The organism is Frankia sp. CpI1-P (assembly GCF_001421075.1).
Lineage (GTDB): Bacteria > Actinomycetota > Actinomycetes > Frankiales > Frankiaceae > Frankia > Frankia torreyi.
On sequence record NZ_LJJX01000010.1, the window covers coordinates 1 to 23,785 of the forward strand.

14 protein-coding genes and 21 pseudogenes are annotated in these 23,785 nt (G+C 73.2%); 34 read left to right on the forward strand and 1 reads right to left on the reverse strand.

What is annotated here, in order from left to right; translation table 11 throughout:
- From FF86_RS43940 to FF86_RS43975, 7 genes and pseudogenes are all read left to right on the forward strand, one after another.
- On the forward strand, positions 1–295 hold a 295-nt coding region (locus FF86_RS43940), incomplete at both ends, for an ATP-dependent Clp protease proteolytic subunit (RefSeq protein WP_242418425.1).
- 43 nt (positions 296–338) lie between these two features.
- Positions 339–558: pseudogene (locus FF86_RS43950) on the forward strand (ATP-dependent Clp protease proteolytic subunit); the annotation flags it as partial.
- A 426-nt stretch (positions 559–984) separates the two neighbouring features.
- Positions 985–1,282 (forward strand): ClpX C4-type zinc finger protein (locus FF86_RS43955; RefSeq protein ID WP_304438113.1); only part of this gene is annotated, 298 nt, incomplete at its 3' end.
- A 1-nt stretch (position 1,283) separates the two neighbouring features.
- Positions 1,284–1,332: pseudogene (locus FF86_RS43960) on the forward strand (hypothetical protein); the annotation flags it as partial.
- A 1-nt stretch (position 1,333) separates the two neighbouring features.
- A pseudogene (locus FF86_RS43965) lies at positions 1,334–1,901 on the forward strand (AAA family ATPase); the annotation flags it as partial.
- Between the two features lies 1 nt (position 1,902).
- Positions 1,903–2,016: pseudogene (locus FF86_RS43970) on the forward strand (hypothetical protein); the annotation flags it as partial.
- Between the two features lies 1 nt (position 2,017).
- Positions 2,018–2,283: pseudogene (locus FF86_RS43975) on the forward strand (ATP-dependent Clp protease ATP-binding subunit ClpX); the annotation flags it as partial.
- 75 nt (positions 2,284–2,358) lie between these two features.
- Here the strand turns inward: FF86_RS43975 and FF86_RS08790 are convergent.
- Complete coding sequence (locus FF86_RS08790) at positions 2,359–3,651, reverse strand: folylpolyglutamate synthase/dihydrofolate synthase family protein (RefSeq protein WP_044882923.1); 1,293 nt, start codon at positions 3,649–3,651, stop codon at positions 2,359–2,361.
- 154 nt (positions 3,652–3,805) lie between these two features.
- Between FF86_RS08790 and FF86_RS08795 the strand changes: the two genes are divergently transcribed.
- The 27 genes and pseudogenes from FF86_RS08795 to cgtA all read left to right on the forward strand — a co-directional run.
- Positions 3,806–5,263, forward strand: coding sequence for a dihydrofolate synthase (locus tag FF86_RS08795; protein WP_044882924.1), 1,458 nt, complete (start codon positions 3,806–3,808; stop codon positions 5,261–5,263).
- 104 nt (positions 5,264–5,367) lie between these two features.
- A partial coding sequence (locus FF86_RS62070) for a nucleoside-diphosphate kinase (RefSeq protein ID WP_255355743.1) occupies positions 5,368–5,412 on the forward strand: 45 nt, incomplete at its 3' end.
- Between the two features lies 1 nt (position 5,413).
- A pseudogene (locus FF86_RS43980) lies at positions 5,414–5,462 on the forward strand (nucleoside-diphosphate kinase); the annotation flags it as partial.
- 1 nt (position 5,463) lies between these two features.
- Positions 5,464–5,781: pseudogene (locus tag FF86_RS08800) on the forward strand (nucleoside-diphosphate kinase); the annotation flags it as partial.
- 602 nt (positions 5,782–6,383) lie between these two features.
- Entirely contained in the window at positions 6,384–7,415 is a 1,032-nt protein-coding gene (locus FF86_RS08805; RefSeq protein WP_009739818.1) for a rod shape-determining protein, read from the forward strand.
- A 280-nt stretch (positions 7,416–7,695) separates the two neighbouring features.
- Positions 7,696–8,649 (forward strand): rod shape-determining protein MreC, encoded by a 954-nt coding sequence (gene mreC, locus FF86_RS08810; RefSeq protein WP_055865583.1) that lies wholly within the window; start codon positions 7,696–7,698, stop codon positions 8,647–8,649.
- Positions 8,650–8,655: 6 nt separating this feature from the next.
- Complete coding sequence (gene mreD / locus FF86_RS08815) at positions 8,656–9,198, forward strand: rod shape-determining protein MreD (RefSeq protein WP_044882927.1); 543 nt, start codon at positions 8,656–8,658, stop codon at positions 9,196–9,198.
- Positions 9,195–10,361: penicillin-binding transpeptidase domain-containing protein (locus tag FF86_RS43985; RefSeq protein ID WP_255355741.1), on the forward strand; the 1,167-nt coding region annotated here is incomplete at its 3' end. The genes mreD and FF86_RS43985, both read left to right, overlap by 4 nt.
- Before the next feature lies 1 nt (position 10,362).
- Positions 10,363–10,613, forward strand: a pseudogene (locus FF86_RS43990) (penicillin-binding protein 2); the annotation flags it as partial.
- 1 nt (position 10,614) lies between these two features.
- Positions 10,615–11,543: pseudogene (locus FF86_RS43995) on the forward strand (penicillin-binding transpeptidase domain-containing protein); the annotation flags it as partial.
- 124 nt (positions 11,544–11,667) lie between these two features.
- Positions 11,668–12,185: FtsW/RodA/SpoVE family cell cycle protein (locus FF86_RS44000; protein ID WP_313954311.1), on the forward strand; the 518-nt coding region annotated here is incomplete at its 3' end.
- Position 12,186: 1 nt separating this feature from the next.
- Positions 12,187–12,299: pseudogene (locus tag FF86_RS44005) on the forward strand (hypothetical protein); the annotation flags it as partial.
- Between the two features lies 1 nt (position 12,300).
- Positions 12,301–12,532: pseudogene (locus FF86_RS44010) on the forward strand (FtsW/RodA/SpoVE family cell cycle protein); the annotation flags it as partial.
- A 1-nt stretch (position 12,533) separates the two neighbouring features.
- Positions 12,534–12,903: pseudogene (locus FF86_RS44015) on the forward strand (FtsW/RodA/SpoVE family cell cycle protein); the annotation flags it as partial.
- A 186-nt stretch (positions 12,904–13,089) separates the two neighbouring features.
- Positions 13,090–13,808: pseudogene (locus tag FF86_RS44020) on the forward strand (B12-binding domain-containing radical SAM protein); the annotation flags it as partial.
- 18 nt (positions 13,809–13,826) lie between these two features.
- A pseudogene (locus FF86_RS44030) lies at positions 13,827–13,931 on the forward strand (hypothetical protein); the annotation flags it as partial.
- A gap of 1 nt (position 13,932) precedes the next feature.
- Positions 13,933–15,135, forward strand: a pseudogene (locus FF86_RS44035) (radical SAM protein); the annotation flags it as partial.
- On the forward strand, positions 15,119–15,635 hold a 517-nt coding region (locus tag FF86_RS08835; protein WP_242418427.1), incomplete at its 3' end, for a TIGR03936 family radical SAM-associated protein. The pseudogene FF86_RS44035 and the gene FF86_RS08835, both read left to right, overlap by 17 nt.
- A gap of 1 nt (position 15,636) precedes the next feature.
- Positions 15,637–15,693, forward strand: a pseudogene (locus FF86_RS44040) (hypothetical protein); the annotation flags it as partial.
- A gap of 1 nt (position 15,694) precedes the next feature.
- Positions 15,695–15,880, forward strand: a pseudogene (locus FF86_RS44045) (radical SAM protein); the annotation flags it as partial.
- Positions 15,881–15,995: 115 nt separating this feature from the next.
- Positions 15,996–18,407 (forward strand): annotated as a pseudogene (locus FF86_RS44050) (ribonuclease E/G); the annotation flags it as partial.
- Positions 18,408–18,434: 27 nt separating this feature from the next.
- Positions 18,435–18,669, forward strand: a pseudogene (locus FF86_RS65705) (hypothetical protein); the annotation flags it as partial.
- 1 nt (position 18,670) lies between these two features.
- Positions 18,671–19,934 (forward strand): annotated as a pseudogene (locus FF86_RS44055) (Rne/Rng family ribonuclease); the annotation flags it as partial.
- Between the two features lie 1,404 nt (positions 19,935–21,338).
- Positions 21,339–21,656 (forward strand): 50S ribosomal protein L21, encoded by a 318-nt coding sequence (gene rplU, locus FF86_RS08850; protein ID WP_041939020.1) that lies wholly within the window; start codon positions 21,339–21,341, stop codon positions 21,654–21,656.
- A gap of 5 nt (positions 21,657–21,661) precedes the next feature.
- Positions 21,662–21,931, forward strand: coding sequence for a 50S ribosomal protein L27 (gene rpmA, locus FF86_RS08855; RefSeq protein ID WP_009739808.1), 270 nt, complete (start codon positions 21,662–21,664; stop codon positions 21,929–21,931).
- A 188-nt stretch (positions 21,932–22,119) separates the two neighbouring features.
- Positions 22,120–22,859, forward strand: a 740-nt coding sequence (obgE, locus tag FF86_RS44065) for a GTPase ObgE (protein ID WP_242418428.1), incomplete at its 3' end; no start/stop codon positions are given.
- A 14-nt stretch (positions 22,860–22,873) separates the two neighbouring features.
- A pseudogene (gene cgtA / locus FF86_RS44070) lies at positions 22,874–23,784 on the forward strand (Obg family GTPase CgtA); the annotation flags it as partial.
- Position 23,785: the final 1 nt, after the last annotated feature.

Consider the following 23,785-nt stretch of genomic DNA (forward strand, 5'->3'; position numbering starts at 1 on the left):
ATGGACCCGTACTCGAAGCTGCTCAAGGAGCGGATCGTCTTTCTCGGCGTGCAGATCGACGATGTGTCGGCGAACGACGTGATGGCGCAGTTGCTGTTCCTGGAGTCGGAGGATCCGGACCGGGACATCTCGATCTACATCAACTCGCCGGGTGGGTCGTTCACGTCGTTGACGGCGATCTACGACACGATGCAGTTCGTGCGGCCGGACATCTCGACGATCTGCATGGGGCAGGCGGCGTCGGCGGCGGCGGTGCTGCTGGCGGCGGGGACGCCGGGCAAGCGGTTCGCGCTGGNNAACAGCCGGATCCTGATCCATCAGCCGTCGGCGCAGGGGGNGGGCCAGTCCAGCGACATCGAGATCCAGGCCCGCGAGATCCTGCGGATGCGGTCGCTGCTGGAGCGGATGCTTGCCACCCACACCGGCAGGAAGGAAGAGGACATCCGCAAGGACATCGAGCGGGACAAGATCTTCAGCGCCGACGAGGCCAAGGAGTACGGCCTGATCGACGAGGTCATCAAGACCCGCAAGTCCTCGCGGCTCGCCACGACGCGCTAGCGGCGGGTCCCGGACGCGTGCCGGACGAGGGGCGCTCACCGGACTCCCGGCGCGGGCCGGGGCGCCGGTCGGGCGCCTCGCGCGCCCAGCGGCCGACGCCTCGCGCGGCACGATGCCGCGCGAGGTCGGCGGCGTGGCGCGGGGCCATCGGGGGCCGGTTCGCGCGACGCGCCGACGGGTCGAATGCGGTCAGCTTCCTGATGTCCGTGACGCGTTGGCCTTATGGGACTGCGCGGACGCGCGAGGACGGCCATGGTGACCGTAGGCTGACCGGTATGAGCCGAGCGATAGGGCACTCACCGGGCCGCTCGGCGGGGTACCGTCCCCACGGGGATGGTTGCAGGCAGACACGCGACGACCGGGCGGTGTCAACCGCCCCTGACACGCAGGCGACACCATCGTCTGGACGAAGGGACTGAGTCCTCGGTGGCACGCATCGGTGATGGCGGTGACCTGCTCAAGTGCTCGTTCTGCGGTAAGTCGCAGAAGCAGGTGAAAAAGCTCATCGCCGGCCCTGGCGTCTATATCTGTGACGAGTGCATCGATCTGTGTAATGAGATCATCGAGGAGGAGCTCTCCGAGTCCTCCGAGCTGAAGTGGGACGAGCTCCCCAAGCCCCGCGAGATCTACGAGTTCCTCGACAGCTACGTCGTGGGGCAGGAGACGGCGAAGAAGACCCTCTCCGTCGCGGTCTACAACCACTACAAGCGGGTGCAGGCCGGCGNCTCGGGCGGGGGCGGCGGCGCCGAGGGCGGCAAGGTCGAGGTCGAGCTCNCCAAGAGCAACATCCTGCTGCTCGGACCGACCGGGTGCGGCAAGACGCTGCTGGCCCAGACCCTGGCACGGATGCTCAACGTCCCGTTCGCCATCGCCGACGCGACCGCGCTGACCGAGGCGGGCTACGTCGGCGAGGACGTCGAGAACATTCTGCTCAAGCTGATCCAGGCCGCCGACTACGACGTCAAAAAGGCCGAAACCGGGATTATCTATATCGACGAGGTCGACAAGATCGCCCGTAAGTCGGAGAATCCCAGCATCACCCGGGACGTGTCCGGCGAGGGCGTCCAGCAGGCCCTGCTGAAGATCCTGGAGGGCACCACCGCGAGCGTGCCGCCGCAGGGCGGCCGCAAGCATCCGCACCAGGAGTTCATCCAGATCGACACGACGAACGTCCTGTTCATCGTGGGCGGGGCCTTCGCCGGGCTGGACCGGATCATCGAGTCGCGGATCGGCAAGAAGTCGCTGGGCTTCCGCGCCGTGCTGCACGGCAAGGACGACCCGGACGCCTCCGACGTGTTCGGCGACATCATGCCCGAGGACCTGCTCAAGTACGGCATGATCCCNGAGTTCATCGGCCGGCTGCCGGTCATCACCAGCGTGTCCAACCTGGACCGCGAGGCGCTGATCCGGATCCTCACCGAGCCGAAGAACGCCCTGGTCCGGCAGTACAAGCGGCTGNTCGAGCTGGACAGCGTCGATCTCGACTTCACCTCCGACGCGCTGGAGGCCATCGCCGACCAGGCGATCCTGCGCGGCACCGGCGCCCGCGGCCTGCGGGCGATCATGGAGGAGGTGCTGCTGTCGGTGATGTACGACATTCCGAGTCGCAAGGACGTCGCTCGAGTCGTCGTCACCCGCGAGGTCGTCCTGGAGCACGTCAACCCCACGCTCGTGCCGCGGGACGTCGCCTCGAAGCGGGCGCCCCGCCAGGAGAAGTCGGCCTGAGGCCGCAGCCGGGCCGGGGCGGGACGGGACTCCAGCGCCCGCCCCGCCCCGTCCCGGCTCCGGATCAGCGCGCGATCACCCCGCCAGCGCCCGCCGAGCCTCGGTGAGGTGGTAGAACGACCCGGTCACCAGGATCGCGCCGGTCGTCCCCGCCCGTCGCCGGGCGAGCCGCACCGCGGCCGCGACCCCGGGGGCGCTCTGCGCGGGGATCGCCCACCGCCGCGCCGCCCCGGCGACCTGCTCGGCCGGGATCGCCCGCGGGGACGCCGGTTCGCAGCAGATCAGCGAGTCGATCCGCTGCGCGCGCAGCTCCGCCAGGGTGGCGGCGAAGTCGTGGCCGCGTAGTGCGCCGTAGACGACCGTCCAGCTCCGGTCCGGGAACTCCTCGGCGAGCGAGCGGGCCAGCGCCGCCGCCGCCGCCGGATTGTGGGCGCCGTCGAGCACGCACAGGGGCGCCGCCCCGACGATTTCCAGCCGGCCTGGCGCCCGCACCGACCCGAGCCCTGCCCGGACCGCCTCCTCGGGCAACGGACGACCGAGGAAAGCCTCCACCGCCGCCAGCGCGCACGCGGCGTTGGCCTCCTGGTAGGCGCCGTGTAGCGACAGAAGGACGTCGTCGTAGCGGGCGGCGGGGGTGCGCAGATCCCCGCGGCGCCCGGCGGGGTCGGGGCGTCCGCCGGCCATGGCGAAGTCCCGGCCCAGGCGCAGGACCCGGGCCGCCGGCGTCCGGGTGAAGACGTCGTCGAAGCGGGCGTCGACCTCGCCGAGCACGAGATCCGCACCGGGCTTGACGATGCCGGCCTTCTCCCGGGCCACCCCGGCCAGGCTCCCCGCGTAGTCCAGATGGTCCGCGCCGATGCCGGTGACGACCGCGACGCGGCCGTCGGCGATGTTCGTGGCGTCCCACCGGCCGAGCAGCCCGACCTCGACCACCGCGGCATCGACGGCCCGGTCGGCGAACCAGTGGAACGCCGCGGCCGTCAGCAGCTCGAAGAAGGTCGGGCGGTCCGCCATCGGCGCGGCCGCGTCCACCGCCGCGCCGACGCAGCGGGCGAACTCGCTGTCGTCGATCGGCCGGCCGTCGACGACCAGCCGCTCGTTCGTCCGCTCCAGGTGCGGACTGGTGTACTGGCCGACGCGCAGGCCCGCGGCGCCGAGCAGGGCCGAGGTGATCCGCGCCGTCGACGTCTTCCCGTTCGTGCCGGTCAGATGGATCATCGCGCCCCGGTTCTGCGGGTCGCCGAGCCGGCGGGCCAGCTCCCGCATCCGGTCCAGGCTCGGCACCGGCGGCTCGGCCGTGATCGCCTGCTTCTCCAGGTCCACCGAGCTGGCCAGGGCGGCGCATGCCGCCTCATAGGTCCACGTCACCTGCTGTTCCCGCCTCCTTCACCCGCGCTCGACAGTAGCGACCCGCGCAACCCGGACGAGTCGGCCGTGCGGCCGGCGCCGGTCGACGGGCAGGTCGGTGGGCCGCCGGGGTGCCCGGGGACCGCCGGTCGTCCGGACTCGTAGGATCGGGGCCGTGACAGGCGCCGCGGCGAACGCCGGCACCACCTCGACGTCCGGCGATGCCGCCTGGGCGGGTCCTGCGCCGTTTGCGGCCGCGTACGCGCAGCGCGCCGCCGTCGCGGTACCACCGGGACTGGCGCGGCTGCGCCGCCTGCTGGATCTGCTCGGTCAGCCGCAGCGGGCCTTCCCCAGCATCGTGGTCGCGGGGTCCGTCGGGAAGAGCTCCACCGTGGCCGCCATCACCGTGCTGCTCGACTCGTTCGGCATCCGCGCGGGCTCCCTGCGGTCGCCTGGCTGGCTCGGCAGCGCCCAGCAGGTGGGTCTGGCCGGTGCGGCGATCTCGCCCGACGTGCTCGAGGCGGCCTTCGACGACATCGCGCCGTACCTGCCGCTGATCGAGGATGACGGCCCGCTGAGCGCCTTCGAGCTGCTCACCGCCGTGGCCTTCGCCGCGTTCGCGGACGCCCCGGTCGACGTGGCCGTCGTCGAGTCGGGCTGGGACGGTTCCGCGGAGCTCGGCGACCTGGCCGACCTGCTCGACGCGCCGGTGGCCGCGATCACCCCGGTGACGGTCGCCGGCGCGGACGGCGTCGCCGGGGTGAGCCCGCTCGACGCCTTCGACGCCGCCGACGCCGTTGACGCCGCCGTGCTCGCCGGGGACACCGACGCCGCCGAGGCGCAGCTCGCCCGGATCGCCGCGCCGGTCGGCTCGGCCATCCGGGCGGACACCCTCGTCGTGCTCGCCCAGCAGGCCCTGCCGGCCGCGCAGGCGCTGCTGCGGCGGGCCGCCGGCAGCGGGGCGACGGTGGCGCGGGAGGGCATGGAGTTCGGCGTGCTCGGCCGCCGCATCGCCGTCGGCGGGCAGATGATCACACTGAAGGGGCTCGGTGGCACGTACGACGAGCTCTTCCTGCCCCTGCACGGCGCCCATCAGGCGCACGCCGCCGCCGTCGCGCTCGCCGCCGTCGAGGCGTTCCTGGGCGGCGGTCGCAGCGCCCTCGATCTCGACGTGGTCCGGGCGGGCCTTGCCCAGGTGGACGCCCGGGGCCGGCTGGAGGTCGTGCGCCGCTCACCGACGATCGTGCTCGACGTCGCCCAGGACCCCCTCGGTGCGGCGGCCCTCGCGGGCGCGCTCGACGAGGCGTTCAGCTTCGACGTGCTCGTCGGCGTGGTCGCCGTCGAGGGCGACGAGACGCTCGCCGCCCGGATCCTGGCCGCGCTCGAGCCGGTCCTCGCCACCGTGGTCGTCACGACCGGGGCGACGGCGGCGGCGCTGGGCGTCGACGACCTCGCGGCCGTGGCGACGGGCGTGTTCGGCGCCGACCGGGTCGAGGTCGCCCCCCGGCTCGACGACGCGGTCGACGACGCGGTCCGGCTCGCCGAGGAGGACGCCGACCTGGGCGGAGCCGGGGTGCTGGTGACTGGTTCGGCCCCCGTTGTGGGTCGGGCGCGGGCGTTGCTGCGGTCCTGAGTTGGCCCGGTTCGGCCATGGTGATGGCGCGGGCACCCTGTAAGTTGACACCGGGCCCGCGGGCCCGTCGAGGACGACGATGTCGATGATCGAGAAGGAGTACCGTGTCCGCCGAGCGCACCCTCATCCTGGTCAAGCCCGATGGCGTCNGCCGTGGCCTCGTCGGTGAGGTGGTCGGCCGGCTGGAGCGCAAGGGGCTNACCCTGGTGGCCCTGGAGCTGCGCACGCTGGAGCGCTCCGTCGCCGAGACGCACTACGGCGAGCACGCCAGCAAGCCCTTCTTCGGTGAGCTGGTCGACTTCATCATCTCCGGCCCGCTGGTCGCGCTGGTCGCCGAGGGCCCGCGGGCCGTCGAGGCGTCGCGTGGGCTGATCGGCGCCACCGACCCGGTGAAGGCCGCCCCCGGCTCGCTGCGCGGCGACTACGCGCTGGAGATCGGCCAGAACCTCGTGCACGGCTCCGACTCGCCGGAGTCCGCCAAGCGCGAGATCGACCTGTTCTTCCCCGGCCTGAGCTGACCTGCGTGGGCTCGTCAGTCCCCAGCCGTCCGACGGGTGCGGACTGACGGGCGCCCATCCTTACTGGCACGGATGGGTGAGTGGTCGCGGCGTGGTCCCGGGCGGACCGGACCACGCCGTGCGCTCACCGGATTCGGGTGAGTTCCCGGGCGCCGCGCGGCCCGGGGCGTACTCGCCCGCGGAGCCGTGAACCGGAGTCCGCCGATCGCGGCCGGCCATTTTGTGCCTGCATCGCGTCCTTGGCCGTCCGTCGAGGCCTCGTTGAGGCGCGTTGCGTACCGGGACTGTTACCCATTGATGCCCGCTGGGTCGATCTGACCCAAGGGTGACACGAGCCGCCTCGCGACCGGCCGGGGCGGCGGGGGGCTGCCCGGCGGTCTACCCTTCAAGTACTTGCCCGGAGCGTGTCCGGTGGGTCGCAGTGACCGGCTGTGACGGTTGGTTGCTGCGATCGTTTCCGCGTGGGGCGCTCCGGGTCGTCCTGCCCGATCTACGAACCCTGTACGTGTTCCACGCGCTTCTCCGGCTCCCTGGCTGGCCGTGCCGTCGGTCGCGCCGGAGGCGGCCAGGACCGCATCCCCCGGGAAGGTCGGTACCCGACGATGTCCAGTTCGCTGTCGTTCCTCGGTCGTGACATGGCCGTCGATCTCGGTACCGCCAACACCCTGGTGTACGTGCGCGGCCGAGGGATCGTCCTCAACGAGCCGAGCGTGGTCGCCATCAACACCACGACCTCGGGCATCCTCGCGGTCGGCACCGACGCCAAGCGGATGATCGGCCGAACTCCCGGGAACGTGGTGGCCGTGCGTCCGTTGAAGGACGGCGTCATCGCCGACTTCGAGACGACCGAGCGGATGCTGCGGTACTTCATCCAGAAGGTGCACCGGCGACGCCACTTCGCCAAGCCGCGGTTGGTGGTCTGCGTGCCGTCGGGGATCACCGGGGTGGAGCAGCGAGCCGTCAAGGACGCCGGTTACCAGGCCGGCGCCCGCAAGGTGTACATCATCGAGGAGCCGATGGCCGCCGCGATCGGCGCGGGCCTGCCGGTGCACGAGCCGACCGGCAACATGGTCGTCGACATCGGCGGCGGGACGACCGAGGTCGCCGTGATCTCGCTGGGGGGCATCGTCACCAGCCAGTCGATCCGCACCGCCGGCGACGAGCTGGACGTCGCGATCATCTCCTACGTGAAGAAGGAGTACTCGCTGATGCTCGGCGAGCGCACCGCCGAGGAGATCAAGATGGCGATCGGCTCGGCGCACAAGGTGCCCGACGAGCCCAGCGCGGAGATCCGCGGGCGCGACCTCGTCACCGGCCTGCCGAAGACGATAGTGGTGACCGCGGAGGAGATCCGCAAGGCGATCGAGGAGCCGGTCAACGCCGTGATCGACGCGGTGAAGGTGACGCTGGACCGCTGCCCGCCGGAGTTGTCCGGCGACATCATGGACCGCGGCATCGTCCTGACCGGTGGCGGTGCCCTGCTGCGCGGGCTCGATGAGCGGCTGCGGCACGAGACCGGCATGCCCATCCACATCGCCGAGAACCCGCTGCACTCGGTGGCCATGGGCTCGGGCAAGTGCGTCGAGGAGTTCGAGGCGCTCCAGCAGGTACTGATCTCGGAGCCGCGGCGGTAGCGCGCCGCGGCCGCAACCCCCGGCGCGCCCGTTCCCGGGCGCTGTCCGGGACGTTCCCACCGGTGGGGAATTTCGTGTCAGATCCGGGAACGTCGTGGCGATGTGGATCGTCCGACCTCAGCGACGGACCGTGCGCGGCGGCCGGCTCCGGCCGGCGCCACCGGCCCGTCGCCACCCGGCCGGTGCCGTGCCCGCTCCGCGGTGAGCGGGCAGGTGCCCCGTGCCGCCCGGCGCCTGCCGTGCGGCGGCGCGGGGCCTGAGAGCTTGTTCGGAGGCTGCAGTGGGGCGTGACACGAGGCGATCCCGCCTGGTGATCGTCGCCCTGCTCATCGTCGCCTTCACCCTGATCACCCTCGACTACAAGACCGGCCGCTCCGCCAGCGGAGCCCGCGGTGTCGTGCACTCGGTCCTCGGCGGTGTCGAGGACGGCGTGACCGCGGTGACCCGGCCGATCGGCCGGACCGCCTCGTCGCTGGCCCACCCGAACCGTTACCACGACCGCGCCGACCGGCTGGCCCAGGAGAACGCCGGGCTGCGTCGACAGCTCGCCGACAACGCCGAGATCGGCCGGATGTCCAAGCAGCTCGGCGATCTGCGGCTGATCGCGGACAAGGGCCAGTACTCGATCGTGCCGGCCAAGGTCATCGCGGTCGGCGACGTGAGCGGCACGGACTGGACCGTCACCATCAACGCGGGCCGGGACGACGGCGTCGACGTCGACAAGACCGTCCTCAACGCCGACGGGCTCGTCGGCACGGTCTCCTCGGCCACGGCACACACCGCCGTGGTCCGCCTCGCCTGCGACCCGGGCAGCCGGGTCGGCGCCCGGCTGGAACGCACCCAGCTGCTCGGCGCCGTGGCCGGCGGCCAGGGGCCGAGCGCGTTGACCTTCACCCTGTACGACGCCTCCTACCGGGTGCAGAAGGGCGACCGGTTGGTGACCTTCGGCAGCATGGACTACGTCGCCGGCGTGCCGATCGGCGTCGTCACCAAGGTCACCGATGTCGGCGGGCTGTCCCGGACGGCGGAGGTCAAGCCGTACGTGTCGGTCGGGACGCTCGACCTTGTCGGCGTGGTCGTCGGCCGGCCGGCGGCAGACCCGGGCGACCGCCTGCTGGCGCCGCAGCCGGTGCCGACCCAGCCGGCGCCGACCCAGCCGGCCGCCCCCGGCACCGCCACTCCCGGCACGACCACCTCCGGCACGATCGGCGCCGGTCAGGGCGGGACGGGCTGAGCCGGCATGTGGGACATCGTCGGCTCCGCGGACACCCTGCGCGCCCGCACCTTCGTCGCCGCGATCGCGCTGCTGTCGGTCGCGCTCGTCGTGCAGGTCTCGATCGTCGCCCGGTTGGGCCTGCCCGGCGGCCGGCTGGATCTCGTGCTCGTCCTGCTGGCGGCGATCTCGCTGATTGAAGGTCCGCTGGTCGGGGCAGTCAGTGGGTTCGTGGTCGGGGTGTTGGCCGATCTGGCGTCAAGTCACGTTCTCGGCCAGTCTGCTCTCGTTATGTGTCTGGTCGGTTACGCTGTTGGTCTGGTGATGGATGCGACGGAGCGGTCGGTGGCGGTGCCCCTCGCGGCGATCGCCGGGGCCTGCATGGCGGGCACCCTGGGCTACGCGGCGACGACCTCGATCTTCGGCGAGGCTGCGCTGACCGGCGGTGAGGCGGTGGTCCGCGCGCTGGCTGCCGGCATCTACGCGGTGCTGCTCACCCCGTTCCTGTTTCCGTTGCTGGCCGCGGGCTCCCGGCGGTTGTCCGGGCGCCCCCGGCGGGGCGGCCGATGAACGATCGGATGCGGATCCGCGTCCTGCTGCTGCGTGTGCTGGTCCTGTCGCTGCTGGCGACCCTGGGCGCACGGCTGTGGGTGCTGCAGGTCCTCGACGGGGACCACTACCGCCAGGTCGCCGAGACGAACCGGGTGCGCGAGGTCGTGACCCCGGCGACCCGCGGGATGATCCTCGACGACCGCGGCCAGCCCCTGGTCCGCAACCGCACCTCGCTGGTCATCTCGGTGAACCGGTCCGCGACGGACCGGCAGGCCGACCACGGCAAGGCGGTCCTCGCCCGGCTCGCCGGCGTGATCAACACGCCGGCCGACGAGCTGACCCGGCGGATCAGGTTCTGTACCGCCCAGGTGAAGCCGCCGTGCTGGAACGGCTCGCCCTACCAGCCGGTCCCGGTCGCCAAGGACGTGAGCCCCCAGCAGGCGCTCGCCGTCATCGAGCATCCGGATCGCTTCCCGGGCGTGTCGGCGGATCTGCAGGCCGTGCGCGAGTATCCGCACGGCTCGCTGGCCGCCCACGAGCTGGGGTACCTCGCCCCGGTCACCCAGGACCAGCTCGACAAGCAGGGCGACGAGAAGGGCTACCACCTCAACAGCCTGATCGGCGTCGCCGGCCTGGAGAGCACCTACGACGACGAGCTGCGCGGCACCGACGGGGTGGAGCGCCTGGAGGTGGACCGCTTCGGCCGGGTGGCCGGCACCGCGTCGACCACCGCGCCGGTCAGCGGCGACCACCTTGTCCTCAACCTCGACCTCGGCGTCCAGCAGGCGACCGAGCAGGCGCTGCAGGACACGATCAACCAGCTCGGCGGCGGCAACCGGACCGCGTCGGCGGTCGTCCTCGACGTGCGCACCGGCGGCGTCGTCGCGATGGCCAGCCTGCCCTCGTACAACCCGTCGGTGTTCGTCGGTGGCGTCTCCGAGCAGGACTACCGGGCCCTGTCGGACCCCGCCAACGGCATCCCCCTGCTCTCGCGGGCCTACCAGGGCTCGGGCGCGGCAGGTTCGACCTTCAAGGCCATCTCCACTGCCGTCGCGATGCAGAACCTGGGCGCCAAGGGCGACCAACGCTACGACTGCGCCCCGACGCTGCAGATCGGCGACCAGGTCTTCCACAACTTCGACGGCGAGTCGGCCGGGCCGATCACCCTGCACCAGGCGCTCNTCATCTCCTGCGACGTCATCTTCGACCAGTTCGCCTACGACTCGTGGCTCGCCGACGGCGGTCTGCGCAACGGCCGCGGGCCCTACTCGCCGCCGAAGGAGTACTTCGTCCGGATGGCCCAGGCCATGGGCTTCGGTAAGGCCACCGGCCTGGACCTGCCCGGGGAAGCCAAGGGGTCCGTGGTCGACCGCGCCGGCGCGAAGGCGATCTGGGCGGAGCTGAAGGACTCCTACTGCCGGCGGGCGAAGAACNGCTACCCGGAGGAGTCCGACCCGGTCAAGGCGGAGCGGTTCCGCAAGTACGCGGCCGAGGCGTGCGTGGACGGCTACCTCTACAACGCCGGCGCGGCCACCCAGTTCGCGATCGGCCAGGGGCAGTACCTGTCGGTGAGCCCGCTGCAGCTCGCCACGGCCTACGCCGCGATCGCCAACGGCGGCACCCTGTGGAAGCCCACCCTGGCCAAGGCGGCAGTCGCCCCGGACGGCCGGGTGGTGCAGACCTTCCCGCCGCGCAAGGCCGGGACGCTGCCGGTCTCCCCGGAGATCCTCGCCTACATTCGCGGCAGCCTGGCCGGCGTCACCACCGAGGGCGGCGGCACGGCGACCGGCGTCTTCGCGGACTGGCCGAGCACCATCGTCCCGATCGCCGCCAAGACCGGCACCGCCGAGGTCGAGGGCAAGGGCGACACCTCGTGGTTCGCCTCCTTCGCCCCGGCCAACGACCCGCGGTTCGCCGTCGTGGTGACGATCCCGGACTCCGGCACCGGCGCCGAGTACGCCGCCCCGGTTGCCAAGCGGATCTACCAGGCCATCTACGGCGTCGGCCAGGCGGCGGCGATGCCGGGCGGACAGCCCCCGGCCGCCCTGCCGAAGATCAACCGAGACGGGACGATCGCGGCGACGTCGCTGCGGGTGCCGCCGGTCGGGACCATCGTGGCGGCGCCCGTGTCGGCGCCGGGTCGAGGGCCCGTCGTGGGAGCACCGGCCGGCAGCCCGCTCGCGGTGCTGCCCGCGCTGTCGACGACCGCCGACGTCGCCCGCACCGGCCCCGGGCTGGCGACCGGTGCGACCGGCCCGGCCGCCTGGCATCCGCCGCCCGGGAGCGCGGGGCCGCCCGCCGCCGTCGGCGTCCTGTCGTCGGCGCCGAGCCGAGCCCCGCCCGCGGGCACCGCGCGCCCGTGACCCGCCCCGCCGGACCGCCCGGCGTCGGCGTGGTCCCGGGCGCGCGCGGACGGCCGGGCGATGTTCGGGAGGGCGGTGTCCGGCCGGACGGCGTTCGGGAGGGCGGTGGATGGGAGGAGGCGTTGTGAACCAGGAGGCGGGACCGACCGCGCTGCGTTCGTCCCCGGTACCCGTCCGAGGGCGGATCGGGCAACTGCGGGACCGCGCCTCCGGGCGCCACTCGCCGTTGCGGCGGCTCGACTGGACGTTGCAGCTCTGCGTCATCGGCCTGTCCGTCGTGGGCGCGCTGCTGGTGTGGTCGGCGACCCGCCAGCGCCTCGGCGAGGCTGGCGGCGATCCGCAGACGTTCCTCAAGCGCCATCTGCTGAACCTCGCCATCGGGCTGGTGCTCGGCGCGGTCGCGACCGTCGTCGACTATCGGGTACTACGCGCGTACGCACCGTTCGTCTACCTCGGCTCGCTCGTCGGGCTCGTGGCGGTGCTGCTGTTCGGCTCGACGATCAACGGCGCGCACTCGTGGATCGTGCTGCCCGCCGGCTTCCAGCTCCAGCCGTCGGAGTTCGCCAAGGTGGCGCTGGTCGTGGGCGCGGCGATGCTGCTGGGGGAGCAGCACGAGGATCGCCACACCGGGATCCGGCACAGNGCCCCCGGTCACGGCGACGTCCTGCTCGTGCTCGGGCTCACCGTGGTCCCGATCGCACTGATCATGCTCCAGCCGGACTTCGGCACGGTCATGGTGCTGGTCTTCACCACCCTNGGCATGCTGGCGGTCAGCGGGGCGCCGCGGCGATGGGTGCTGGGACTGATCCTGTGCGGGGTGCTGTTCGGCGGCGCGATCCTGCAGTTCCACCTGCTCCAGCCGTACCAGGAGGCCCGGCTCACCTCGTTCGTCTCCGAGAACAAGGCCTCCTCGGGCACGGGCTACAACGTCGCCCAGGCCATGATCGCGATTGCCAACGGCGGCATCCACGGCCGCGGTCTGCTGCACGNCCAGCAGACTCAGGGGCAGTTCGTCCCCGAGCAGCAGACCGACTTCGTGTTCAGCGTGGCCGGCGAGGAACTGGGTTACCTCGGCGCGGGCGGGATCATCGTGCTGCTCGGCGTCGTGCTGTGGCGGGCGCTGTCGATCGGTTTCGCCTCCCAGGACTCCTTCGGCGCGCTGATCGCCACCGGCGTGGTCTGTTGGTTCACCTTCCAGTCGTTCGTCAACGTCGGCATGTGTCTGGGGATCATGCCGGTCACCGGCCTGCCGCTGCCGTTCCTGTCCTACGGCGGCTCGTCGATGTTCGCCAACATGATCGCCGTCGGCCTGCTCCAGAACGTCCGCCTACGCTCGCGTTCTGACCCCTACGCTCTGTAGCCGCCGCCCGTCGTTCCCTGCTTATCCCAGGGACGAATCGGGTGCGGAGTCCGCCGGATAAGCAGGGAGTCTCCGTCCAAAGAGGCAACTTGGGCGTACGGGCCGGTGGCTGGGCAAAGGAGTCGCCGAGGTCCGGCGATCGCGCGGGCCCGTGGCGGGGTGCCGCCGTGCCGTAGGCTCGCCTGCATGTCCGGACAGTCGCTGTTCGCTCGCCTGGAGCCGCTGCTCCCGCGGGTGCGAAGGCCCGTGCAGTATGTCGGCGGCGAGGGGAACTCCATCGTCAAACCCTGGGACGCCGCCGCGGTGCGCTGGGCCCTGATGTATCCGGACGCCTACGAGGTCGGCCTGCCCAACCAGGGGCTGCAGATCCTGTACGAGATCCTCAACGAGCAGCCGGACGTGCTCGCCGAGCGGACCTACTCGGTGTGGCCCGACCTGGAGGCGCTGCTGCGCGAGCATGGCCTGCCGCAGTTCACGGTGGACGGCCACCGGCCGGTGGGTGACTTCGACGTGCTCGGCGTCAGCTTCTCCACCGAGCTCGGCTACACCAACATGCTCACCGCGCTCGACCTCGCCGGGATCCCCCTGTACGCCGAGCGCCGCGGCGAGTCCGCCCCGCTGGTCGTCGCGGGCGGGCACGCCGCGTTCAACCCGGAGCCCATCGCGCGGTTCGTCGACGCCGTGGTGCTCGGCGACGGCGAGCAGGCCGTGCTCGGCATCACCGACGTGATCCGCGCCTGGAAGGCGGCCGGCGCCCCCGGCGGGCGCACCGAGCTGCTCGCCCGGCTCGCCCGTCGACGGCTGGTCTACGTGCCGGCGTTCTACGACGTCGCCTACCGGCCCGACGGCCGCATCCAGGCGGTCACCGCCAACCGCGACGACATCCCGGCCCGGCCGACCAAGCANACGCTGTCCGACCTCGNCTCCTGGCCGTACCCGAAGGCGCCGCTGGTCCCGCTCGCCGAGACGGTGCACGAGCGGATGAGCGTGGAGATCTTCCGCGGCTGCACCCGGGGCTGCCGGTTCTGNCAGGCCGGGATGATCACGAGGCCGGTGCGGGAGCGGAACATCGAGACCATCGGTGCCATGGTCGAGGCGGGGCTGCGGGCCACCGGCTTCAACGAGGTCGGCCTGTTGTCGCTGTCCAGCGCCGACCACACCGAGATCGGCGAGATCGCGACCGGTCTCGCCGACCGTTACGACGGCGGCAACGTCTCGCTGAGCCTGCCCTCGACGCGGGTCGACGCCTTCAACGTCACGCTCGCCAACGAGTTCTCCCGCAACGGCCGGCGCAGCGGGTTGACGTTCGCCCCGGAGGGTGGCTCGGAGCGGCTGCGCAAGGTCATCAACAAGATGGTCAGCGCCGAGGACCTGGTGCGCACCGTCAGCACCGCCTACGCCCACGGCTGGCGTCAGGTGAAGCTCTACTTCATGTGCGGCCTGCCGACCGAGACCGACCAGGACGTGCTGGAGATCGCCGATCTCGCCCGGGAGGTGATCCGGGCCGGCCGCCGCGCCAGCGGCCACCGCGACATCCGCTGCACGGTCTCGATCGGCGGCTTCGTCCCGAAGCCGCACACTCCGTTCCAGTGGGTGGGCCAGGCGTCGCACGAGGTCACCGACGCGCGGCTGAAGCTGCTGCGGGACACCGTGCGGGCCGACAAGGAGATCGCCCGGGCGGTCGGGTTCCGCTACCACGACGGTCGTCCCGGCATCATCGAGGGCCTGCTGGCCCGCGGCGACCGCCGCGTCGGCGCGGTGATCGAGCGGGTCTGGCGCGAGGGAGGTCGGTTCGACGGCTGGAACGAGCACTTCTCGTTCGGGCGCTGGGAGTCGGCGTGCGCCGCCGAGCTCGAACCGCTCGGGGTCTCCCTCGACTGGTTCACGACCCGTGAGCGCGACGAGCGCGAGGTGCTCGCCTGGGACCATCTTGACGCGGGCCTCGACCGGGACTGGCTGTGGGCCGACTGGCAGGAGGCGCTGCGCGAGACCGAGCTCGACGACTGCCGGTGGACCCCCTGCTACGACTGTGGCGTCTGCCCCACGATGGGGACGGACACCCAGATTGGCCCGACCGGCCGATCGTTGCTGCCGGTGGTGGGCGTGTCGGCGGGTTCTCCGGTGGTCACCGGCCCGGTTGCGGCCGAGGCCGCGGAGGCCGGCGCCGGCGCCGGGCCAGCCGGCGACCTTCGGCTCGACCCCGCGGCGGTGGGTAGTGGCACGCCGGCCTGAGGGGCCGCCGCCCCCGCCGGTGGTCCAACGGGTTCGCCTGCGCTTCGCGAAGCGGGGCCGGCTGCGATTCCTGTCACATCGGGATGTGGCCCGCACCTTCGAACGGGGGCTGCGTCGGGCGGCGGTGCCGATGGCGTACTCGGCGGGTTTCAGCCCGCACCCCCGGATCTCCTGGGTGGGCGCCGCGCCCACCGGCGCCGCGAGCGAGGCCGAGTACGTCGAGCTGGCGCTGGCCGCGACGGTGGAGCCGGCGCGGCTGCAGGCCGCCCTGGACGCGGCGTTGCCGCCCGGACTGGACGTGGTGGGCGCCGTGGAGGCCGAGGGAGCCGGGCTCGCGGAGCGGATCGACGCCTCCCGGTGGGTGGTGCGGCTGCCGGGGGTCGCGGAGCCCGAGTTGCGCGGCGCGGTGGCCGAGCTGTTGAGCCGTGACGTCGTCGAGGTCGAGCGGGCGACCAAGGACGGCCGGCGCCGGTTCGATGTGCGTGCGGCCATGGTCTTGGNCGTTTGTCGTGCAGGGAACGACACGTGTGCGATACTGGAGATGGTCGTGCGGCACACNACGCCCGCTGTGCGACCAGACGACGTGCTGACCGCCCTTGGCGTGGTAGCCGGTCTGCGCCCGTCGGTGCCGCCCGAGCCAACCCGGCTGGAGCAGGGCCGACTGCGCGAGGATAGGACGCTGGCGGACCCGCTGGCGCCGGACCGCAACGACGCTGGCCGGCTAGCAGGTCGGTCATCAGCGTGATGCAGGGCGTCGCAGGCTTTCCCGGCAGCACCCGAGCCGGACCGAGACATTGGCTTCTGCGCGGCCGCGACTGCACCAGGCAGCGCGCCCGGGAGCCCGAGAGGCTTCTTAACCCGTGCCCGACGATGATCTGACCACCCAGACCGAATCCGAATCCACCCGCCCGGCGCCGCGTCGGCGCAGGGCCGCAGGGCGGGCCGCCGGTCCGCCCCCCGAGCACCCGGACGGGTCCGCTCCCGACGGCGCCGTGGCAACCGCCGCCCCGAGCGTGACCAACGACGCGGCCGGCCCCCCGGCCCCCGCGGCCGTTTCCGGTGAGGACACCACCCCCTCCGGGGAGCCGCCCTCGGCCGACGCGCCGGCCACCACCCGGCGGCGGACGAGGACCAGCTCCACGACGCGCACCCGCTCGACCCGCGCAACCAGGGCAAAGGCGGACGACGCGAGCGATGCGGCCACGGTCGACCCGGCCGCGGCTCAGGTGGCTGCCACGGCCGATCCGGCCGTCTCCGGCGCCGTCCCGCCCGTCGACCTCGCCACGTCGCCGGCCGCCGCGCCCGCCGACGCCGCCACGGCTGCCGGTGGCGGCGCGACCGAGGGTGTCGAGCCCTCGGCGCCGGCCCGGCGTACCCGTGCGACCCGCAGCCGCCGTGCCGTCCGTGACGTCGCTGCGGCGGAGATCCCGACCCCGGTCGAATCCGTGATCGGTGCCGACGCGACAGCGGCAGGATCGTCTGCCGCCGCCGGCACCACGCCGGCCCCGGCCGTCGCCGCGGGCACCGCCACCGCTGCCAGCACCGAGTCCCGCTCGGCGCCGGCCCCGATCTCGCCTGTCGCCGGGGCGCCGTCCGGAGAGACCGCGGCTGCGCCGCCCGTCGAGGACACGCCGAAGCCCAAGCGGACCCGTGCCCGCCGAGCCGCGTCCGGCCCGGTGACGGCACCGGTCGCACCCCCCGCCGCCGAGGCCTCCGCCTCTACCACCGAGGCCTCTGCCACCGAGCCGTCCGCCGTCGAGCCGTCCGCCGTCGAGCCGGCGCCGGCCGTCACCGCGCCCGCCGAGGCCGGGGGTGGCGAGCCCACCAGGACCCGAGCCACGCGTACCCGGACCACCAGGCGTCGCGCGACGGCTGCCAAGGGTGCGCCCGCCGAGGCCGCGTCCGGTTCCGCGCCGGCAGCCGAGGTGTCGGCCGCCGGATCTTCGGCCGCCGACGCTCCCCCCGGCCCGGCCCCGGCGAGCGAGGTTCCGGCCGACGAGGTTCCCTCGGCCGCCGTCGCCGAGCCGTCCGCGGTCACTGAGCTGTCGGCCGGTGCCGAGCCGCCTGTCGTCGACGCCGCCGCCCAGCCGTCCGGCGTCTCCGAGCCGCCGGCCACGGGCACGCCGCTCGGCTCGACTCCCGTCTCCGCACCCGCCGGAGGTCAGGCACCCGCCGAGGGCGAGCCGGTGCAGCCCGAACCGGCTGCCGCCGAATCGGCGTCGGCCGGCACCCGCACCCGGACGAGGACCCGGCGGGTCACCGCCCCGACCTGGGCCGGCATCGGCGACGAGCCGCCCGTCGAGCCCGTCTCCCGCCCGGCGGCTCGCCGCCCGGTGGCGATGGTGACCTTCCAGGCGCCGGAGCCGGCGGCCGTCGAGGCCCGCTGGCGGCGCGCCGACGCCGCGGACGAGGCGGGATCCGCCGCCGAATCGGCGCCGACCGCCGTCGCCGAGCGGCCCGCCGAGCCGGAGCTTGCCGACGAGGACACCGACACCGACATCGTCACCGAGGAACTCACCGCCGTTGACGAGGACGGGGAGTTCGACGACGACGACCAGGGCGGCGGGTCGGGTTCCACCCGCCGCCGCCGTCGTGGCCGCCGGGGTCGTGGCCGGGCCCGCGGAGACGAGGACGGCACCGAGACCGACGTCGAGGACGGCGTCGGCGAGACCGACGAGGCCCCGCGCGCCGCGGACGCCACCGATCGTCCCGGGCGCGGTGGCGAGCTGGAGCCGGCCGCCGCGGACGGCGGCGAGGCGGCGGAGCGCGCCGACGACGGCGACGACGAGGACGAGGACGATCGAGCGGGCGGTTCCCGGCGCCGACGCCGGCGGCGCCGGCGTGCCGGCGGTGACGAGCCGGCGGTGGTCGACGACCCGCCGAACACGGTCGTGCACGTGCGGGAGATCCGCCGGGACGATGACCTGGTCCGCGGACTGAGCGGCTCGACCCGGCTGGAGGCCAAGCGGCAGCGGCGGCGGGAGGGCCGGGACAGCGGTCGGCGCCGCCCGCCGATCGTCACCGAGGCCGAGTTCCTCGCCCGCCGCGAGGCGGTCGAGCGTCGCATGATCGTGCGTCACGCGGGCGACCGCACCCAGATCGCCGTGCTCGAGGACAGCGTGCTCGTCGAACACTTCGTCACCCGGGCGAGCTCCGCGTCCTACGCGGGCAACGTCTACCTCGGCCGGGTGCAGAACGTGCTGGCCAGCATGGAGGCGGCGTTCGTCGACATCGGTAAGGGCCGCAACGCCGTCCTGTACGCCGGCGAGGTCAACTACGACGCTGTCTCTTATACACATCTCGGCCGGGTGCAGAACGTGCTGGCCAGCATGGAGGCGGCGTTCGTCGACATCGGTAAGGGCCGCAACGCCGTCCTGTACGCCGGCGAGGTCAACTACGACGCCTCCGGGCTCGACGGCCGTCCCCGCAAGATCGAGCAGGTGCTCAAGTCGGGGCAGTCGGTCCTGGTCCAGGTCTCCAAGGACCCGATCGGCCACAAGGGCGCCCGGCTCACCAGCCAGATCAGCCTGCCGGNCCGCTACCTCGTGTACGTGCCGGACGGCCAGAACGCCGGCATCAGCCGCAAGCTGCCCGACACCGAGCGGGCGCGGCTCAAGAGCATCCTCAAGAAGATCACGCCCGAGGACGGCGGCGTCATCGTGCGCACCGCCGCCGAGGGTGCCAGCGAGGCCGAGCTCGAACGCGACATCGAGCGGCTCGCCGCGCAGTGGGAGGACATCGAGCGGCGGGCCAAGAAGGCGTCGGCGCCGGCCCTGCTCTACGGCGAGCCGGACCTCGTCGTGCGGGTGATCCGCGACATCTTCAACGAGGACTTCACCGAGCTGGTCGTCCAGGGCTCCGGCGAGGCCGCGACGATCGAGGAGTACATCGACGCGGTCGCCCCCGACCTGCGTCCGCGCATCCGCCGCTACACCGGGTCCGGGGACGTCTTCGTCGACTACCGGGTGGACGAGCAGCTCGCCAAGGCGCTGGACCGCAAGGTCTGGCTGCCGTCGGGCGGGTCGCTGGTCATCGACCGCACCGAGGCGATGACGGTCATCGACGTCAACACCGGCAAGTTCACCGGCAAGGGCGGCAATCTCGAGGAGACCGTCACCAAGAACAACCTGGAGGCCGCCGAGGAGATCGTCCGCCAGCTCCGGCTGCGGGACATCGGCGGGATCATCGTCATCGACTTCATCGACATGGTCCTGGAGAGCAACCGGGAGCTGGTCCTACGCCGGCTCACCGAGTGCCTCGGCCGGGACCGCACGCGGCACCAGGTCGCGGAGGTGACGAGCCTCGGCCTGGTCCAGATGACCCGCAAGCGGGTGGGCCAGGGCCTGTTGGAGGCGTACAGCGAGCCGTGCGTGCACTGTAACGGCCGTGGCGTGCTCATCCACCTCAACGGCGGCGGTGGCGGGCACGCCCACCCGGCGGCCGGTTCGGTCGCCGCCGGGTCCGGCGCCGGCCAGTCCGAACCGGCCGCGGTCGGGTCCGGGTCCGGTGGGTCGGGCCGGCGCTCGCGCGGCGCCGCCACCCGCGCTGCCGGCGGCCCCGCGCTCGTCGCGGCTGCCTCGGTCGGCGCTCCCGCCGGGGACACCGAGGTGGCGGGTGGCGCCGTGTCGGCGGCGGACCTCGTCCAGCCGGCCGCGGCGGACAACGACGACGCCGGCATGGCGCTCGGCGATGCCGGGGGCGCCCCGGACTCGCCGTCGGCACCCACTGGCGTGGTGGCGGACGCTGCCGCTGCCGGGCCGATCGTGGCAGTGAACGGCAACGGCCATGTTCCCGCGGGGNCGGTTGCGGTGACCGCCCCGACGGCTCCCCTCGCGCAGACCGGCGGCGGGGACTCGGCGCCGCCCGTGTACGCGAACTCCGACGACCCCGACAGCCTCGCCACCGCCGACAGCGGTGTGGCTGCGGGCAAGCCCGTCCGGAGCCGGCGGCGCCGGGCGTCCCGTCCGGTGTCGAAGCCGGCCGAGTCACTGGAGTCCGTGCCGCCCTCGGCCGAGTCCACCGGCACCTGACCGGACCGGCGGCCGGCAGGCGTGCCGCCGCCGAAGTGGCACAGGCATGCGAGCCCAGGTAGGTCGCCCTTCCCCTCCGGATCCCTCCGGGCGGGAGGGGCGGCCACCGGGTGACGCGGCCGGGAGGCAGCCTCAGGCGGCGGTTGGACCGGCCGGAGTCTGGGACGTGGCCGGGCCGGAGCGGACGAACCCGCGGCCCGGGTTCTCCCGCATCAGCAGATCCAGGGTGGCCCGGGAGCGGGACAGCGCGACCTCGACGGCCTGATGGGCCCGCCCCGGGTCACCCATCTGCAACGCGTACGACGCGATCGTCAGCGACTGGACGAGATCGTCCTGATCGGCGAGGTCGGGACTCATCCACTGGCGCGGCGAGCCGTCCTGCCCCGTCTCCCCACCTACCGGCTGCGTCACGGGCACTCCCCAGGCGGCAGGATCCCGGCGCCGCAGCGCGATCCACCCCGCCGCCAGCGCGGTCCCCACCAGCCAGCAGGCACCGGCCCAGGGCGGCACACCGGCGAAGGCGGTGAGGGCCAGGCCGACCACCACCAGCGCTGCCAGGGCGCCGGTCGCGGCCGGCACCGTGCCGGGAACCGAGCCGTGGCGGCGGGCCGCCTCGGCCGCTGGGCGGCATGCCACGGCGAGCGCCATGGCGGTTCCGGCCCCCGCGGTCCAGACGAGCAGTTGCCAGACCATCCCCATCNCCCCCGGCGCGACGTTGTCTCCCGCCATGTTGTCTCCGGCGTCGAAGCCTCACGATCCATCGTGGAACTGCGCCATGCGGACGATCCATGCTTCTCCTTCCTCGGCCCGCTCCACCATGGCCCGTCCGGGTCATCCAGAGATATGGCCCGCGTGCGGGGGACGGTGGGGTGCGACCGGGGTGACCGGTCCGGTGGGGATCCGGCCGGATCCCCACCGGGAAACGCCGACCTCGCCGTCTCCGTCGGCCCGTCCGGCACCCGGCGGGCACTGCCGTCGCGGCTCCCGGTCGTCACCCCCGCGGCGATGACCTGTAAGGTGGAGTCCGCGCGTTCATCCGGACTGGGCCCGGCCCACCGGAAGAGCCGCCTGACGGCTGCTGTGCGGCCGTCGGCGGCGGGGGGCGTACCCAAAGCTCCGCGGGGAACGTAGTTCCGTGCGGTCACAGCGGTTCAACAACAGCAGGGAGATCTGGTGTACGCGGTCGTTGCCAGCGGCGGCAAGCAGCACAGGGTCGCCGTCGGCGATGTCGTCGACGTCGAGCTCCTTTCCGGGAAGCCGGGCGCGGCCGTGAACCTTCCGGCGCTCCTGCTCGTCGACGGCGACTCGGTCACCCACGAAGCCGGCGCGCTCGCGTCCGTCGAGGTGACCGCCGAGGTGGTCGGCGTCGTCAAGGGTCCGAAGATCCGGATCCACAAGTTCAAGAACAAGACCGGCTACCACAAGCGTCAGGGCCACCGCCAGAAGCTGACGCGTCTCAAGGTGACCGGCATCGAGACCGGGAAGGCCTGAGCGAGATGGCGCATAAGAAGGGCGCGAGCTCCTCGCGCAACGGTCGGGACTCCAACGCCCAGCGGCTGGGCGTGAAGCGCTTCGGCGGCCAGTTCGTCAAGGCCGGCGAGATCATCGTTCGCCAGCGCGGCACCCACTTCCACCCCGGTGAGCTGGTCGGCCGAGGCAAGGACGACACGCTGTTCGCGCTGTCGGCCGGTCACGTGCAGTTCGGCCACCGGCGTGGCCGCCGCGTCGTGAACGTGGTCGAGCAGGTGGCGGCGCCCGCCGCCTGACTCGATCGGGCGGTGATGCCGACCGGCTGAGCCAGGCCTGGCTCAGCCGTCCCGGCGCTTGCCGCCTCGGAGACCCGAGCACACAGCCGCGCGCATCATCCCGCCTGGGTTTGGTGCGCGCGGTTTTGGCATGCATGTGACGACGGTCCGCAGACCGTACGAGATGGACCAGGGAAGAGGGAGCAGCGATGCCGACCTTCGTCGACCGGGTGGTGTTGCACGCGGCGGCCGGCGACGGCGGCCATGGCTGCGCCTCCATCCACCGGGAGAAGTTCAAGCCGCTGGGCGGTCCGGACGGCGGTGACGGCGGCCGCGGCGGCGATGTCCGTCTCGTCGTGGACCCGAGCGTGACCACGCTGCTCGACTTCCACTTCCATCCGCACCAGCGGGCCTCGCGCGGCCGACCCGGCCAGGGCTCGAACCGGAGTGGCGCGGACGGGGAGGACCTCATCCTCCCCGTGCCCGACGGCACGGTGGTCCTCACCGGCGACGGCGAGCAGCTCATCGACCTGGTCGGGGCGGGCAGCGCGTTCGTGCTCGCTCGCGGCGGCCGTGGTGGTCGGGGGAACGCGGCGCTGGCCTCCGCCCGCCGCAAGGCCCCCGGATTCGCCGAGCTCGGCGAGCCCGGCGAGTTGCTCGACGCCGTCCTGGAGCTCAAGACGGTGGCCGACGTCGCGCTCGTCGGATTTCCCAGCGCGGGGAAGTCGTCCCTGGTGTCGGTGCTGAGCGCCGCCAAGCCCAAGATCGCTGATTACCCGTTCACCACCCTCGTGCCCAACCTCGGGGTAGCCCAGGCGGGGGATCACCCGCCGTACACGGTGGCGGATGTCCCGGGCCTCATCCCCGGGGCGAGCGAGGGGCGCGGCCTGGGCCTGGAGTTCCTCCGGCACATCGAGCGCTGCTCGCTGATCGTGCACGTGCTGGACTGNGCGACCCTCGAGNCGGGACGCGACCCGCTGTCCGATCTCGACGTCATCGAGGCCGAGCTCGCGGCCTACTCCGCCGACCTGTCCGACCGTCCCCGGCTCGTCGTCCTCAACAAGATCGATGTGCCCGACGCCGCCGATCTCGCCGACCTGGTCACCGCCGATCTGCGGGCCCGAGGGCTCGACGTGTTCGCGGTGAGCAGCGCCACCCGGCGGGGAGTGCATGCGCTGTCGCTGGCGTTGGCGGAGCGGGTCGCGGCGCTGCGGGCGGCGGCGCCGAGCCGGTCCGCGACCCGCGTCGTCCTGCGTCCGCGGGCGGTGAACGAACCCGACTTCACCGTGACGTCTCTCGGCGACGGTTTTCTCATCACCGGGGCGAAGCCGCAGCGGTGGGTGCGCCAGACCGACTTCACCAACGACGAGGCCATCGGCTTCCTCGCCGACCGGCTCGCCCGGCTCGGGGTGGAGAAGGAGCTCGCCCGCCTCGGCGCGACCGCGGGCGTCGAGGTCACGATCGGCGACGTCACCTTCGACTGGGAGCCGACCCTGAGCGGCGGCGGGCTGGGCGGCGTCGGGCTGGTCGGCGGCGGGAACGCCGCCGAGGATCGGCTCGGCGTCGACGAGCCGGGCGCGGGTGCCCAGGCCGTGGCGGTGGGGGAGCGGCACCCGGACGTCCCGACCGTGCCCCCGCGCCCCGCGGGTCGCGCGGCGGCCCCGGTGGCGGCGTCCCTCGGGCCCCGCGGCAGCGACGACCGGCTCAGCAGCTCGGTCCGGCTCACCCGGGCCGAGCGGATGGCCCGGGCACGGCGCGCCCGCCTGGGCGACGCCGACGCCGTGGGTGCCGACGCCGTGGGTGCCGACGCCGTGGGTGCCGATGCCGCGGGTGCCGACGCCCGGACGGGCGGCGCCGTCGACGCGGACGCGTAGG

Excerpts from the sequence above, each read along its gene's own strand:
- mreD (WP_044882927.1), top strand. The coding sequence starts at position 8,656 with ATGTGGGACATCGTCGGCTCCGCGGACACCCTGCGCGCCCGCACCTTC.
- FF86_RS08805 (WP_009739818.1), top strand. The coding sequence starts at position 6,384 with ATGTCCAGTTCGCTGTCGTTCCTCGGTCGTGACATGGCCGTCGATCTC.
- rpmA (WP_009739808.1), top strand. The coding sequence starts at position 21,662 with ATGGCGCATAAGAAGGGCGCGAGCTCCTCGCGCAACGGTCGGGACTCC.